This window comes from Streptomyces sp. N50 (genome assembly GCF_033335955.1).
Lineage (GTDB): Bacteria > Actinomycetota > Actinomycetes > Streptomycetales > Streptomycetaceae > Streptomyces.
Genome location: NZ_CP137549.1, coordinates 4,692,985 through 4,707,513 on the forward strand (window position 1 = coordinate 4,692,985; position 14,529 = coordinate 4,707,513).

11 protein-coding genes are annotated in these 14,529 nt (G+C 71.2%); 6 read left to right on the forward strand and 5 right to left on the reverse strand.

Annotated elements, in window-relative coordinates; translation table 11 throughout:
* Positions 1–13: 13 nt before the first annotated feature.
* The 3 genes from R2B38_RS20880 (at position 14) to R2B38_RS20890 (ending at position 2,572) form a co-directional block, all read left to right on the forward strand.
* Positions 14–529, forward strand: a complete 516-nt coding sequence (locus R2B38_RS20880) for a hypothetical protein (RefSeq protein ID WP_318017582.1) — start codon at positions 14–16, stop codon at positions 527–529.
* Between the two features lie 186 nt (positions 530–715).
* A complete protein-coding gene (locus R2B38_RS20885; protein ID WP_318017583.1) occupies positions 716–1,453 on the forward strand; it encodes a response regulator transcription factor in 738 nt (245 codons plus the stop codon).
* Between the two features lie 6 nt (positions 1,454–1,459).
* The gene (locus R2B38_RS20890) at positions 1,460–2,572 is read left to right on the forward strand and encodes a sensor histidine kinase (RefSeq protein ID WP_033284090.1); all 1,113 of its coding nucleotides are present in this window, start codon (positions 1,460–1,462) and stop codon (positions 2,570–2,572) included.
* Positions 2,573–2,609: 37 nt separating this feature from the next.
* On the opposite strand, the gene R2B38_RS20895 is transcribed toward R2B38_RS20890, so the two are convergent.
* Together R2B38_RS20895 and R2B38_RS20900 are read right to left on the reverse strand one after the other, a co-directional pair.
* Positions 2,610–2,981 carry a DUF6479 family protein gene (locus R2B38_RS20895; RefSeq protein WP_318017584.1) on the reverse strand — a complete coding sequence of 124 codons (372 nt, stop codon included), beginning with the start codon at positions 2,979–2,981 and terminating at the stop codon, positions 2,610–2,612.
* A 10-nt stretch (positions 2,982–2,991) separates the two neighbouring features.
* Entirely contained in the window at positions 2,992–4,551 is a 1,560-nt protein-coding gene (locus R2B38_RS20900) for an FAD-dependent monooxygenase (RefSeq protein WP_318017585.1), read from the reverse strand.
* Positions 4,552–4,673: 122 nt separating this feature from the next.
* On the opposite strand from R2B38_RS20900, the gene R2B38_RS20905 reads away from it, so the two are divergent.
* Positions 4,674–5,309 carry a TetR family transcriptional regulator gene (locus tag R2B38_RS20905; protein WP_318017586.1) on the forward strand — a complete coding sequence of 212 codons (636 nt, stop codon included), beginning with the start codon at positions 4,674–4,676 and terminating at the stop codon, positions 5,307–5,309.
* Positions 5,310–5,407: 98 nt separating this feature from the next.
* Here the strand turns inward: R2B38_RS20905 and R2B38_RS20910 are convergent, their stop codons facing one another.
* From R2B38_RS20910 to R2B38_RS20920, 3 genes are all read right to left on the reverse strand, one after another.
* Positions 5,408–7,348 carry an Ig-like domain repeat protein gene (locus R2B38_RS20910; RefSeq protein ID WP_318017587.1) on the reverse strand — a complete coding sequence of 647 codons (1,941 nt, stop codon included), beginning with the start codon at positions 7,346–7,348 and terminating at the stop codon, positions 5,408–5,410.
* A 467-nt stretch (positions 7,349–7,815) separates the two neighbouring features.
* A complete protein-coding gene (locus R2B38_RS20915) occupies positions 7,816–8,718 on the reverse strand; it encodes a calcium-binding protein (protein WP_318017588.1) in 903 nt (300 codons plus the stop codon).
* Between the two features lie 202 nt (positions 8,719–8,920).
* Positions 8,921–10,066 carry an acyltransferase family protein gene (locus tag R2B38_RS20920; protein ID WP_318017589.1) on the reverse strand — a complete coding sequence of 382 codons (1,146 nt, stop codon included), beginning with the start codon at positions 10,064–10,066 and terminating at the stop codon, positions 8,921–8,923.
* A 176-nt stretch (positions 10,067–10,242) separates the two neighbouring features.
* Here R2B38_RS20920 and R2B38_RS20925 point away from each other — a divergent pair, with 176 nt between their 5' ends.
* Positions 10,243–11,778 (forward strand): PH domain-containing protein, encoded by a 1,536-nt coding sequence (locus R2B38_RS20925; protein ID WP_318017590.1) that lies wholly within the window; start codon positions 10,243–10,245, stop codon positions 11,776–11,778.
* Between the two features lie 179 nt (positions 11,779–11,957).
* Positions 11,958–14,510: a hypothetical protein gene (locus tag R2B38_RS20930; protein ID WP_318017591.1), complete on the forward strand. Its 2,553-nt coding sequence runs from the start codon at positions 11,958–11,960 to the stop codon at positions 14,508–14,510.
* Positions 14,511–14,529 lie beyond the last annotated feature (19 nt).

A 14,529-nucleotide genomic window follows, 5' to 3' on the forward strand; every position in this document is an offset into this window, starting at 1 on the left:
GTGGGGTACGGCCATGACCCAGCAGCCGCACTCGACGCAGCAGCCGCACTCGCCGTCCGCCGGCGGCCAGGAGCAGCCCCCGGCCTGGAACGACTCCGGCCAGGCCCCCGGCACCCGGGGCCGCGGCGCGCCCCCGTCCGGCGGCGGCCTCGCGGCCGGCGGCGCGGTCTTCGCCGGTGTCCTGATGCTGATGAACGGTGTCATCGCCATCCTCCAGGGCATCTCCGCCCTCGCGAAGGACGACGTGTACACCCGCGTCGGCTCGTACGTCTACAGCATCAACCTCACCGGCTGGGGCGTCATCCTGATCTGCCTCGGCGCGGTGGGCGTGATCACCGGCTGGGGCATCCTCAGCGGCATGGGCTGGGCCCGCGTCTGCGGCATCGTCCTCGCGAGCCTCAGCGCCATCCTCCAGTTCATGTTCCTCCCGTACGCCCCGATCTGGTCGGTGATCATGATCGCGGTGGACGTGTTCGTGATCTGGGCCCTGGCGGTGTACGACCCGGCGGCGTCCGGGGCGAGGCGCTAGAGACCCGCGCCACCACCCCCGCCCGTCCCGCCGCCACGGCCCCCTTCAGGCCGGCGGCGCGGGACGGGCGTACCGGCGTAGCCCCTTGCGACGCGGCCGGCCCCGGATCTTACGAAACACGGACGTTCGGTGCCCGGAGCCGGTGCGGGCGGCACGTCGGAGGCGTCGTGGTGCGAGGCTGGCCGCATGCAGCAGTCGTACGAGAAGGCCGGGAAGGCCGAGGGGGCGGTCGGCGCCCGGGTGCTGGTCGTCGATGACGATCCGACCGTCGCCGAGGTGGTCTCCGGGTATCTCGACCGGGCCGGGTATGTCGTGGAGCGGGCCGCCGACGGGCCGGAGGCGCTGGCCCGGGCCGACGCCCACTGGCCCGACCTCGTCGTGCTCGATCTGATGCTGCCGGGGATGGACGGGCTGGAGGTCTGCCGGCGGATGCGGGGGCGCGGGCCCGTGCCGGTGATCATGCTGACCGCCCGGGGGGACGAGGACGACCGGATCCTGGGGCTGGAGGTCGGGGCCGACGACTACGTCACCAAGCCGTTCAGCCCGAGGGAGCTGGTGCTGCGCGTGGAGTCCGTGCTGCGGCGGTCCCGGTCGCCCGTCGGACCCGCGACCCCGCTCAGCGCCGGGGGACTGACCCTCGACCGGGCCGCCCGCCGCGCCACCAAGGACGGTGCCGAACTCTCCCTCACCCACCGGGAGTTCGACCTTCTCGCCTTCTTCCTCCGGAATCCGGGGCGGGTGTACGGGCGGGAGGATCTGATGCGCGAGGTGTGGGGGTGGGACTTCGGTGATCTGTCGACCGTCACCGTGCACGTACGGCGGCTGCGCGGGAAGGTCGAGGACGATCCGGGGCGGCCGCGGTTCATCCAGACGGTGTGGGGGATCGGGTACCGCTTCGATCCCACCGGCACCGAGGGGGAGTGACCGGTCATGCGTGACGCCCTGCTCATCGCGCTGTTCGCCTTTCTCGGAGCCGCTGCCGCCGGAGTGCTCGGGGCCGGTGCCCTGTGGTTGCTGCGGCGGCGCTCGCTCACCGCGTCCGTGTCCGTCGTCGCCGCGGTCGCCGTGACCGCGATGCTCGCCGGGACGCTCGCCGTGGCGCAGGCGATGTTCCTGTCCCGGCACGATCTGTCCGTGGTCACGACCGTGGTCGCGATGGCCGCCGTCGTCTCCCTGCTCACCGCCCTGCTGCTCGGCCGCTGGGTCGTCGCCCGCAGCCGTGAACTCGTCCTCGCCGCCCGCGACTTCGGCGACGGCGGCGACTACTCCGCCCCGGCCCGCCCCGCCAATGCCGAACTCGCCGACGTCAGCCGGGAATTGGCCGCCACCAGCGCCAAGCTCGCCGAATCCCGCGACCGCGAACGGGCGTTGGAGTCCTCCCGCCGTGAACTCGTCGCCTGGATCTCGCACGACCTGCGCACCCCGCTGGCCGGTCTCCGCGCCATGTCCGAGGCCCTGGAGGACGGGGTCGCCGCCGATCCCGGCCGCTACCTCCGCCAGATCCGCACCGAGGTGGAACGCCTCAACGACATGGTCGGCGACCTCTTCGAACTCTCCCGCATCCACGCCGGCTCGCTCGCCCTCACCCGCTCCCGCATGTCCCTGTACGACCTCATCGGCGACGCCCTCGCCGGCGCGGACCCGCTCGCGCGCGAGCACGGCGTACGGCTGGTCGGCGACCGGATCGAACCGGTGCCCGTCGAGGTCGACGGCAAGGAGATGAGCCGGGTGCTGGGGAATCTGCTGGTCAACGCGATCCGCCGGACGCCCGCCGACGGCACGGTGGCCATCGCCGCCGAGCGGACCGCCGACGGGGTCGTGCTGTCGGTGACGGACGGCTGCGGCGGGATCCCCGAGGACGATCTGCCGCGCGTCTTCGACACGGGGTGGCGCGGCACGCACGCCCGGACCCCGCCCGCCGGAGCCGGGCTGGGTCTCGCCATCGTGCGCGGGATCGTCGAGGCGCATCAGGGACGGGCAGCCGTACGGAACGTGTCGGGCGGCTGCCGGTTCGAGGTGACGCTGCCCGCCGCGGAGGCTTGAGGCCACACGGTCACCCCGTCACCCCGTCACCCCGTGGTCACACGTGGCCTATGCCGCCCCCGCCGAAGGAACCGCTCCTCCCGGGCAGCCAGCGCAGCCGGTTCTGGTCCTTGCCCGTCCTGGTCCCGGAGTGATGGAGCTGGTACGGCATCAGCCGCTCCTTCTCCTCCGAGGCGACGGGCATCTCGTCGGGCTCCCGCATCTCGCTCATCTCGTGGACGGCACCGCCCGCGGGGAGGTGGGGCTGCTCCTCGGGGAGCGGCCGTGGAAGTTCCTGGTCCCGGACCTTCATGCCGAAATGGATGGCCCAGACCAGCGCGCCCGCGATCAGCAGGCCACCGAGAAAGGCGGCGCCCACGTCGAGCGTGTTGTGCGACGCGGCCAGCACTTCATACGTTGCCATGCTCATACTCCGAGTATCACTCTTTCGGGGGGAATGTGGTGATTCGGGTTAGGTAGCCCGCCACTTCTGCCGGGTCCTGGGTCAGCAGCGCTATGTGGTTGTCGGGGCGGACCAGGACGAGGGCGGGGGCGGAGGTCCTGATGCCGTACGCGCGACGGGCGTGGCCCTCGTGGTCCCGCAGATCACCGCCGCCGTCCACCGTGAACGCCTGCAGCAGACCACCGTGCTCGGCCCCCAACTTGCCGACCGCGTCCGCGACTTGGTCCCCGAAGCCGAGCAGCGTGAAGCGCGGGTCCGCGTACACCTGGAAGAGCCGGACCGGGCTGCCGGAAGCGTCCAGGCACGGGGCGTCGGGAGCGCGGTCGCCGGGGCGCAGGACGGCGGGGTCACCGATGGCCGCGGGATGGGTGGTTGCGGCGAGGGAACTCCAGCGGTAGCCGGTGCCCATCGGGGGCGGGGCGGCGGCCTCGACGCCGGTGCCGGGTTCCTTGACCGCCTCGCGTACCCGGGCGTACAGGTCGGTGCTGATGCCCAGGGTCCAGGCGGCCACCGGGAGGCGCTCCTCCTCGTAGGTGTCCAGCAGGCCGGGGCCCGCCTGCCCGGCGGTCGCGAGGGCGAGTTTCCAGCCCAGGTTGTAGGCGTCCTGGATGCCGGTGTTCATGCCGAGGCCGCCGGCGATCGGGTGGATGTGGGCGGCGTCCCCGGCCAGGAGGACCCGGCCGACGCGCATCCGGTCGACCATGCGGACGTTGACCCGCCAGAGGGAGAGCCAGGTCGGGTCGGTCAGCGTGATGCCGGGCACCTGCGCGTACCGGTCGAAGATCCGCTGGAAGCTCTCCAGCGACGGCGGCAACGGGTCGCCGCTCGCGTCGAGTTCGGGGCCGGCCTGGAACTGGAAGGAGTCCGTGCCGGGCATCGGGCAGAGCATCACTCCGCTCCCGTCCGACGCGAACCACTGATGCCAGACGTCCCGGCTGATCCCCTCGGCCCCGACGTCACCGACGACCATCGACTGGGTCTCGTCCGTCGTGCCGTCGAAACGCACCCCCATCGCCTTGCGGACCCGGCTGCGCCCGCCGTCGCAGCCGACGAGATAGGCCGCCCTGATCCGCCCGCCGTCGGCGAGGACGGCCGTGACACCGGCCTCGTCCTGCTCGAACCCGGTGACCTCCGTGCCGCCTTCGACGCCGACCCCGAACTCCGCGAGCCGCTCGCGCAGGAGCTTCTCCACCTGCCACTGCCCTATGAGCACCCCTCGCTCGTACGGCGCGTCCGGGGTGGGGCGGGCGTCCGCGAAGGGGTCCGTGTCGTTCACGTGCGCGCCGTCGAAGTACTTGCGGAACGGCATCCGTGTCGTCCCGGCCGCGAGGGCGCGCCCGGTGATGCCGACGTCCTCCAGGACCTCCAGGGTGCGCGGCTGCAGGCCCTTGCCCCGGGACTCCCGGTGCGGGACCGGGGCCGCGTCCACGATCCGCACCCCCGCACCGCGCCGGGCCAGCTCGATGGCGAGCGTGAGCCCGGTCGGCCCGGCGCCCACGATCAGCACACCGTCGTTCCGAACACCGTCGTCGGTCATGAGGGGTCCTCTCGTCGTCGTGCATCCATGGAACATCGGCGGACGAGAAAATGCAACCAGGTCTCAGAAGATTCTCGGTCTCATTCAATCCCGAGCCTCATCTCCCGTGTAAACTTGCTCGCATGGACGAACCCGCCGGTCTGCGCGAGCGAAAAAAGGAACGCACGCGGAACCTCATCGCTCAGGAAGCCCTGCGCCTCTTCCGCGCCCAGGGTTTCGACGAGGTGTCCGTCGTCGAGGTCGCGGCAGCGGCCGAGGTCTCCAAGGCCACGCTGTTCCGGTATTTCCCGACCAAGGAGGACCTGGTCCTGCACCGCTTCGCCGACCACCTCGGCGAGGCGGCCCGCGTGGTGCGGGAGCGCCCGGCCGGGCTGACCCCGACCGCGGCCCTGCGCGACCACTTCCTGGCCGGACTCGCCGCCCGCGACCCGATCACCGGGCTGAACGACCACCCCGAGATCCTGTCCTTCCAGGACCTCATCTACCGCACGCCCACCCTCCGCGTCGGCATGAGACAGCGGTACACCAGCCAGGACATCGACGCGCTCGCGGACGCCCTGCCGACCGGCTCCGGCGCCGCGCCACCGATCGTCAGACGCCTGGCCGCGTCCCATCTGATCGCCGTACAGCAGGAGTTGGGGCACGAGAACTGGCGGACGATCACATCAGGACGCACCGCCGACGAGGCGTACGACGACGCGGTCGCGGCCGCGGAGGGGGCGTACGGGCAGCTCATGACGGGGCTGGACGCGGTGTAGCCGGCGGACACGCGAACAGCCCCGCCCCGAGGACACACGGTCCTCGAAGCGGGGCTGCCCAGGCACCCCGTGAACCCCGACGCCCGGGGAAACAGGTGCTAGTTGGAGAAGTACAGGTACTTCCACCCGGTGTACGTCGTCGAGTTGACGTTGTCGCCGGACGAACCGTTGATGTACGCGGCCCGGATGCGGGCCTTGATGCCGGACTCGCCCGGGGCGCCGAGGTTCACCGCGACCTTGCCGTTCGAGTTCAGGGCGAAGTACTCCGAGTCGGAGTCGTACCACCTGCCGTTGTAGTAGACCTGCAGGTCGAGCCGCTCCTGGCGGTTCTGGTAGTAGGTCATCGTCGTGGTGACGACCGGCGCCGAGTTCTTGTGGAACCAGTAGTACGACGTCGAGCCGATCTTCGCCTTCTTGTAGTGCTTGGTGATCGCGGTGGAGACCTTGACCTTGGCGTACCCCGTGGCCTTCACCGTCTTGGAGGCGTAGCGGGCGTCACCGGCGAAGACCGCGGAGACGGCGGTGTCGCGGGTCATGTCCACGGTCACGGAGATGTTGCCGCTGGAGTTGACCTTGCCGGTCTTGACCAGCTTCTTCGGCTTGTCGCCGCCGAAGGGGTCCGCGTAGATCGCGACCGTGCGGTTCTTGTACGTCTTGCCGAGGTGCGCGGTGAACTTCACGTCGGCGCCGTACGCGTACAGCTTGCCGTTGTTGTTCAGGCTCAGGGTGGTGGCCGAGCGGGAGACGGCGACCTTGTCGGAGGCGCTGACCGCCGCGTGCCCGGCGTCGCCCGCGTAGCTCACCTTGTACGTGACGGTGCCGCCGGCCGGCGGGGTGTCCGTGAAGGAGTAGGTGCCGTTCGCCTTCACCGTGACGGCGGGCAGCGCCTTGCCCTTCGTGGACTCCAGGTCGGTGCGCGTGACCTGGAGCTTCGCACCGGCCGGGAGCGCGACCGTCGCCGAGAGCTTGCCGGTGACGGTGAGCTTCTTGGCGCGGGGCGCGGAGGAGGGCGCGCTGACCGTGAGGGTCGGGACGTTCTTCTCCGGGTCGGTCAGCGCCTTGAGCGTGTAGCCGCCGCCCGACCTGCCGACGAGCGCGAAGATCCGCGAGTTGTCCGGGGCCCAGGCCAGGGCGGCCGTGTCGAAGGAGCCGACGTTGTAGGTGCGGATCGCCTTCGTGGCGTTCGGCCGGTACGTCGTGACCGAGGTGCCGCTGACCGACGCGACCGTCCCGTCCGGGGCGATGTCGGCCTGCTGCCCGCTCGGATAGGTGCCCGACTGGGTGAACTTGCCGTCCGCGTACGCGTCCCGCACCGCGCCGTTGACCAGCACCTCGTCGGCGCCGGGCACCAGGTCGATGTCGTGGATACCGCTGTTGAGCGAGTAGTCGCCGAAGTAGTAGGCGACCTTCTGCGGGGTGGCCCCCGAGACGTCCAGGACGGCCATCGAGTCGGTGGAGATGCCGGTCTCGCCGAGGGCGAGGACACCGGGCCTGGACGCGGCGGCGTCGAGGAAGCCCGGGTTGTCGATCGAGATGCCGTCGGGCTGTTGGCCGAGCGTCACCGGGTCGGTGCCGCTCGCCGGGTCCACGGCCGGGTCGACCGAGCCGACGTTGCTGTCCCACTGGTCGCCGTAGGTGAACCAGAGCTTGCCCGAGGTGAAGGCGACATAGCGCGGGCCCACAGTGGTGGCCACCGGATAGCGGGCCTTGACGTCGAGGGTGGCCGCGTCGAGCGCCACGATCTCGTGCGTGCCCTGGGCCGCCGCGTACACGGTGGTCCCGTCGTCGGACACGGCCAGGGCGGTGACCCCGCTGATGCCGCCGACCGATGCGAGGACGTTGCCCGAGTAGTCCGTGGCCGCGACCGTCCCGGCCGACCCGTCGCCGACGAACACCCGCTTGAGGGCGCCGTCCGCGACGAGGCCGCCGGGCGTGGTCACGTTGGCGGTCGCCGCCGAGGCCGTACCTGTCGCTACGACGCTGAGCGCCGCCGAGCCGAGAAGGACCGCGAGCGCTGTCGCGGTCGAGATGCTGCGCATCCGCACGTGCTGTTCCCCCCACAAGGAAAACCGGTCAGGAGACCGGGAGTTGAGAGCGCCGCGCAACACCCGGACGTGACCGCGGATGAGAGACGCGGTGACGCGCGGGGCGCGGCTGCCGGGAGCAGCGTATGACATGGCTGTGACAGCTGGGAAAGGAGTTGTCGCGCCGGGCCGGCGCTGGAAGGCTGCCGGCCGGTGGGAGCGTCTGGCTGCTGCGGGACGGGTGGTTCTTTCCGTTCGGGGACGCGCGGGCCTTCGCCGGGAGCGATCTGAAGCGGTCGGGTGTGGTCTGAAGCTGTCGGGTGTGGTCTGAAGCTGTCGGGTGTGATCGGCGCCGCAGGTGCTTCGCCGTGCGGGCATCCTCCCGGAGGGTAGGGCCCTGTTCGACGAGGCGTTCCGCGGACCGGCCCGGGCCGTGGTCGGCTGCACCACGCCCTGAGCCGGTGCGCGGAGTCCGGCGTGCGTCAGTTCTGGTGGACGACGTTGTGGCCCGGGCCGCCGGACAGGACGTCCGTGCCGGTGCCGCCCCACAGGGTGTCGTTGCCCGAGTTGCCGTAGATCGTGTCGGCGCCGGCGTCGCCGTAGAGGACGTCGTTGCCGGTGCCGCCGTAGATGAAGTCGTTCCCGGCGCCGCCGTGGATCCGGTCGTTGCCGGTGCCGCCGGTCAGGCTCTGGGCGGCCGCGCCACCGGTGATGACGTCGTTGCCGGCCCCGCCGTCGGCCGCGTCGCCGGTGGTCGTGATGGTGTCGTTGCCGTTGCCGCCCTGGGCGATGGTGCCCGCGGCGGCCTTGATGGTGTCGTTGCCGTCGTCGCCCCAGCCCACCGAGTACTTGCCCAGGGTGAGGGTGTCGTTGCCGGTCCCGCCCGAGACGTAGTTCCCGTCGACGCCGCCGTCGTCGGTGGCCTTGTCGTTGCCGGCGCCCAGGTCGATCGAGGCGAGGTAGTAGGTCTGGTTCGTCTTGTTGTGGTAAGCGAGCGTGTCGTTGCCGTTGCCGAGCATCAACTGCACGGTGGGGTACGGGTCTTGACTGTCAAAGGTCGTCACCGTGCAGGACACCTTGGTGTGGTCCGAGGCGCTCGGGTACGCGCAGCCCGTGCCCGCCTTGATGGTGACGACGTCGTCGATGACGTACGTGATGGTCGAGAGGTCGGTCGTCGACGCGGTGACGACCACCTTGTTGGTCTGGCCCGCGGCGGCCGTGTACAGGACCTCGTTGCCGCCGTTGCCCAGCGCGGCGGTGGCCGGTGCCGTGGCCGCGCCCGCCGTCCCGGCGAGGAGCAGCGGAGCAACCAGCGCGGTGCCGAGCGCGAGTGTCAGCGCCGAGGCGGAGCGCGGCGTACGGCGACGGGAAGAGCGAGAGGACATCGCACAACCTCCGTGGAACGTAAGGGAGTTGACAGAAACCGAGGTGCCGGGACCGGGTGGTCCGGATTCCGGCACAGCGTCTGACCCTCCCTCTCGGTCCTTGGTTGTGCCTCCTTTCGCACGGGTGGCGTATCCCCGTGAAGTGTCAGCCGTGATTCAGCGCGAATTCACGAACTGGACCGCCGATCCCCTCCAACCCTCGCTAAGGGGTACGGGCCAGTTCGTCTGCGTCACGACGGAACGCCCACCGCAACTCCGGTTCCATCACGCCCCGGAAGACCCGCCGCACCGGCGGGGTGCACAGCGCGGTCACGACGATCGCGGCGACCACGGTCACCGTGACCTCGCCGAGGGGGCCCCGCATCCACGAAGGGTCGTACCAGCCCCAGGACTTGGCGCCCTGCGCGACGAACCCGTGCAGCAGATAGCCGTAGAGCGTGCCCGCGCCCAGCGCGGTGAACCAGGTGCGGCGGCGCGGCACCCAGGCCAGGAAGCACGCGACCAGGAGCGTCGAGCAGACGAACAGGGCCAGCGTCATCAGCGGCCCTTCCCAGGCGAGGGCGCCGAGTTGCTCCGCGCTCGCGTTGTGGAACAGCCAGGCGTAGTCGAAGCGCGGGACCGCCCAGTACGCCACGGCGAGCGCGACGACGAACACCGGGACCGCCAACTGCCGTACCTCCGGCCGCCGTACGAGCTGGAAGTGCTCCGGCTTCAGACACAGCCCGAGCACGAAGTACGGCAGGAACTGCAACACCCGTTGCAGATCAAGGTCGTTGCCGATGGAGGGGGACAAGGTCGCCAGCATCGCGATGACGAGCGCCACCGGCAGCGGGTGGCGTACGTGCTTCCAGATCGGCGTGGTCAGCCGCCAGACGAACAGCGCCGCCAGGAACCACGTCAGATACAGCGGGTCCAACAGGCTGATGGCGCGGTCGGGTTGGTGGTCCGTCCAGCGCGTGTACAGCGTGTACGCCGTCTCGAAGACGACGTACGGCACGACAACTCCCCCCAGCAGCCGCCGAATTTGCGGCGGAGTCGCCCGGAAGCTCCGCGAGAAGTATCCGGAGATCACGATGAACGCCGGCATGTGCACGGCGTACACGAGCGTGTACAACGCGGTGACGCTACGGCTGCCGGAGCGCAGCGGCTCCCAGGAGTGGCCGATCGCCACCAGCACGATCGCCAGGTACTTGGCGTTGTCGAAGAAGGGGTCGCGTTGCTTTCCGGGGCCGCGCACCGACGCGGTGGGCTCCGCCGTGGGGGCGGTGGGGCTGGGGGACGGCCCGGTACGACCGTGGGCCTGGGGGGAGCCGGGGGTCTCGGCGGAGGCGGTGGGAGAAGCACGCATTCGGCTCGCCTCACCGCTCCGCGGCGGTTCAAACATCCCGCGCACCTCTTTTTTTCTCACCTCCTTCTCGCCCTCTTCAGGCCTTCTCCTTGCCTCCCGCAGGCAGCCTGGCCTGCCGCAACACTGCCGGAGATCCCACAAGCGCCCGCCCCGGTGCCGGGGGCACAGTCGTCGGCATGACCGAAGTCCGTGAGGTGACCTGCCGTCCCCGCTACCGCCGCGCCCTGTGGACCTCCGTCGCGGTCGGGGCGGCGGGGGCGGGTGCGGCGGCGGTGTGGACGGCGTTCCGCGGGCCGGACGCGCCGGCCCTGGCGATCGGCGCGTCGCTCGGCTTCGCCGGTCTCGTGGCGCTCCACGTGGTCGCCGCCCGGGTGAACGCCGACGCGCACGGTCTGCGGTCCCGGACGTCGCTACGGCGGTGGAGCGTGCCGTGGGCCGAGGTCGCCGATCTGCAGATACGGCTGAAGAGCCACGCGCGGGGCGCCGAGAGCCGTCGCGTCAGCGTGCTGCTGCGGAACGGACACCGGCGGACCCTGCCGCAGCCGACGGCGGGATCGTTCGTCGAACTCCCGCAATTCCACGACCGGTTGGACGCCCTCCGCGCACTGCACCACCGCTACGGAACCGACGTCCCGGAGCCGGCTTCGGCGCGCGTCCCCGTCATCTCGGACCGCACGGCCGGGCGTGCCCGGGTGATGGCGGCGGGCTGGTGCGTGGCGCTGCTCATCGTGGCGGCCGCGGTGGCCGCGTCCGTGTCGGGCGTCGCGGCGGACCAGCGGGCGTGGGAGGCGGCGGTTCCGTGCACCGCGGCGACGCCGGTCGCGGAGCGCGGGGAGTGTCTGACCTACGTGCCGGCCGTGATCGCGCGGACCGACCCGAACCCGCCCAAGGAGACCAGCTGGGTGTACTTCGCCGACAGCCGGCCGTTCGAGCGCGTCATGGTCCCGCGCGAGGCGGCCGACGGTTTCCGCGCCGGGGACAAGGTCCGGCTGACCTTCTGGCACGGCGACGTGATGGCGATCACCGGATCGCGGTACGTCTGGAACGAGGGCATCCAGTCCGCCGGAGGACTGGCCGCCGTAGCGGCCATCGCCGCCCTCGCCGCGGGCTACCCCGCCGCCCAGGTGTTGGTGAGCCTGCGCGGCCGCCGCCTCCCCGGCGACGAAGTCCTGCCCTCCGCCCTGCCGTTCACGCTGGTGCTGGCCGGTACGGCCGGGTGGCTGATCCCCCTGTGCTACCTCCACCCCACGACCCTGTTCGCCTCCGCCACGACGATCACGTGGGCGGCGGCTGGCACGCTCGGCACGGCCGCACTCTTCGGCTGGGCCTGGCGCGCGACCCGCGTCCGCCCACCCCGACCGGCCGAAGTGACCGCGGAACTCCCCGAGTTGGACGGCGAGGTGTTCCTGTCCGCGCGCTTCCTGGAACACACCGACTACAACCCGCACGGCTTCGGCACCCACATCGCCCTCGGCGCCGGCCCGCCCGCGGTGACCCCGGGCCCGGGCCGGTTCGCGGCGCGCCGGATACCGGTGGAACGGCTCACCGTGCGGACGGTACGACGGGTGCGGGGCGGTGACGGCGACACCGTGCCCAGCGGGTGGCACATCGCCGAACTCGACGACGGGGGGCGGCTGGTGAGGCTGGGGGCCGCGCCGGACGACCTGGCGCGGATCCTGCGGGCGGTGACGGGGGTGCGGGAGCCGTCGTAGGGAGAGGAGGTCCTAGGGAGAGGACGTCGTAGGGAGAGGAGACCGTAAGGACAGGAGGTCGTAGGGAGAGGGCGTCGTAGCAGAGGTTCTTTGCCAGGAGATGGTATTCCGGCCGGTCAGCCTGTCACTCGCGGGAGTTATCGTCCGACCTGCTTGTTCACACTGTCCACAGGAGCTTCATGCGCCTCAAGCAGGTCTCGCTCACGGCGGCGATATCGGTCGTCGCCGGGCTGACCACCGCAACCGTCGGCCTCACCGGCATCGCCGCCCGGGCCGACAGCACGGCCGCGCTGCCGCTGTCCCACTACGCGCACATGCTGGTCGACACCGCTCACCAGCACCTCTTCTTCAGCCAGGGCGCCGGTTCGACCGGCATCGTCGTGACGGACCTGGCGGGCGACCCCGTCACCACCCTCACCGGCGAACAGGGCGCTACGGGGCTGGCGTTGTCCCCGGACGGCGGCACGCTGTACGCGGCGCTCGCGGACGGTGACGCGGTCGCCGCGATCGACACGGCGACGCTCACCGAGTCCGCGCGCTACGCGACCGGGACGGGGAGCGGGCCGGTCTCCGTCGCGGTCGCGGGCGGGAAGGTCTGGTACGGCGCCACGGTGGACGGCAGGGGAGCCGTCGGGTCCGTGGACCCGGCCGCCGCCGAGCCGGTCGCAACACCCCAGTCCGTCATGGCCAGTTGGCCCGCCGCGCCGCGGCTCGCGACGGGCGGCGGTGTCCTCGCGGCCGAGGAGCTGAGCACCAACACCACCGACGTGGCCACCTTCGACGTCTCCTCCGGTACGGCGACCGCCCTGACGCACCTGGGGGTCTCCGGCGGTTCCAGCACCGGCTTCCAGGTGACCGGCGACGGCAGGCAGGTGCTGCTCGCCGACTCCGGTGACGTCGCGCTGCGGGCCTACCGCACGGCGGACATGGCGATGGCCGACCCCTCCGTGTACTACACCGGTGGAGCCGGTTCCGCGCCCAACTCGCTCACCCTCGACACCGACGGCACGATCGCCGTCGGCGGTACGGCGGGCTCGGCGCCCGGGGTGTACCTCTACGCGGGCTCCCAACTCGCCGAGGACTACGTCAAGTTGCCCGCCGGGACGCTGGCCGCCGACGGCCTGATGTGGGGAGGCGACGGAGGGACCCTCTACGGCGTCACACACGACGCCTCGGGCGCCTACACCCTCAACGTGCTGAGCGCGCCCAAGCTCACCGACACCCGACTGGCCCTGAACCTCACGGGATACGCGGTCCCCACCCGGCAGTTCACGCTCACCGGCTCACTCACCACCAAGGGCTACGTCCCGGCCGGAGCGAAGCTCCAAGTCACCCGTGACGGAACGGAGTTGCCCGACGCGACGGCCGGCGCGGACGGCACGTTCTCGATCACCGACACCCGGTCCGACGAGGGCACGTACACCTACCAGGTGTCGTACGCCGGGGACGCGGCGCACCGGCCCGCGACGACCTCGCTGAACGTGGAGGTGGACCGGCTGTCCACCGGCGTCATCCAGGATGTCGTCTCGGCGAGGCCCCGCTCGGTGGTCCTCAGCGGTTCCCTGAGCTCGCGGGACCTCGGGACCTTCCCCCAGGGAACCGCCGTCGAGGTGTCCCGGACGAACGAGGACACCCACGAGACGGTCCAACTCCCTTCGGTCACCGTCGATCCGGCCACCTCGGCGTTCACGGTCACCGACGCCCCGGGCAGCGCGGGATGGTTCACCTACCACCTCTCCTTCGCCGGCGACACCGAGCACCAGCCGTCGACCGACGACGCGTCCCTGATGGTCTCGCCGTACACCCCGGCCCTGACCCTCAAGGCCCCGACGACCGCCACGCGCGGCGCCGCCCTCACCTTCGGCGGCACGCTGGGCGACGCCCCGTACCCCGCCGGCGAGACGGTCACCGTGTCCCGCACGGACCTGGCCCACACCTCAACTCCCGTCACCTGGACGGTTCCTGTGGGCACGGACGGGAAGATCACCGTCAAGGACACCCCGTCCGTCGGTGGCGCCGACACCTACCAGGTCGACTACCCGGACGACGCCACCCACCAGTCGGCCACCGCGTCCTCGACCGTCCAGGTGTCCCGCGCCGCGACGGCCGTGACCGTCACCAGCAACGAGTCGACGTACACCTACGGCGCGACGGCCACCGTCACCGCCCACCTCGGCACGACGTACGACAGCCGTACGGTGTCGATCTACGCGACCCCCGCCGGCGGCAGGAAGACGCTGGTGAAGACGGCGGCCGTGGACAGCAAGGGCAACCTGAAGGCGACGTACAAGCTCACCCGCAACACGACGTTCACGGCGTCCTTCGCGGGCGACTACCGCTACGCCCCGGCGACGGCCACCCGCGCCGTCCACGACCAGGTGGGGATCGCCGAGAAGCTGGGCGGCTACTACACCAGCACCAAGTACGGCACGGTGACGTACCGCGTCTACCACCACACGGTGAAGCCCCGGGTGACCGGCACGGTGACGCCGGACAAGTCCGGGCAGTGCCTGCGCTTCCAGGCCCAGGAGTACTACAACAAGGCCTGGCACACGCTCACCACGTCCAGCTGCTTCACCTTGGCCACGGGCAGCGTCGGCACCACCAGCCTGAGCCTCACGAACGCGGTCGATCAGAGGTTCCGGGTGCGGAGTGAGTATGTGGCGAGCGCGGGAGACGCGGGCAATGTGAGTACGTGGGGTGGGTGGGTTTATCTGACGGTGAGGAACTGACGCTGAGGAACTGACGTTC

Coding starts and splice junctions, on each gene's coding strand:
- R2B38_RS20880 (WP_318017582.1), top strand. CDS start 14: ATGACCCAGCAGCCGCACTCGACGCAGCAGCCGCACTCGCCGTCCGCC.
- R2B38_RS20885 (WP_318017583.1), top strand. CDS start 716: ATGCAGCAGTCGTACGAGAAGGCCGGGAAGGCCGAGGGGGCGGTCGGC.
- R2B38_RS20890 (WP_033284090.1), top strand. CDS start 1,460: ATGCGTGACGCCCTGCTCATCGCGCTGTTCGCCTTTCTCGGAGCCGCT.
- R2B38_RS20895 (WP_318017584.1), bottom strand. CDS start 2,981: ATGAGCATGGCAACGTATGAAGTGCTGGCCGCGTCGCACAACACGCTC.
- R2B38_RS20900 (WP_318017585.1), bottom strand. CDS start 4,551: ATGACCGACGACGGTGTTCGGAACGACGGTGTGCTGATCGTGGGCGCC.
- R2B38_RS20905 (WP_318017586.1), top strand. CDS start 4,674: ATGGACGAACCCGCCGGTCTGCGCGAGCGAAAAAAGGAACGCACGCGG.
- R2B38_RS20910 (WP_318017587.1), bottom strand. CDS start 7,348: ATGCGCAGCATCTCGACCGCGACAGCGCTCGCGGTCCTTCTCGGCTCG.
- R2B38_RS20915 (WP_318017588.1), bottom strand. CDS start 8,718: ATGTCCTCTCGCTCTTCCCGTCGCCGTACGCCGCGCTCCGCCTCGGCG.
- R2B38_RS20920 (WP_318017589.1), bottom strand. CDS start 10,066: ATGCGTGCTTCTCCCACCGCCTCCGCCGAGACCCCCGGCTCCCCCCAG.
- R2B38_RS20925 (WP_318017590.1), top strand. CDS start 10,243: ATGACCGAAGTCCGTGAGGTGACCTGCCGTCCCCGCTACCGCCGCGCC.
- R2B38_RS20930 (WP_318017591.1), top strand. CDS start 11,958: ATGCGCCTCAAGCAGGTCTCGCTCACGGCGGCGATATCGGTCGTCGCC.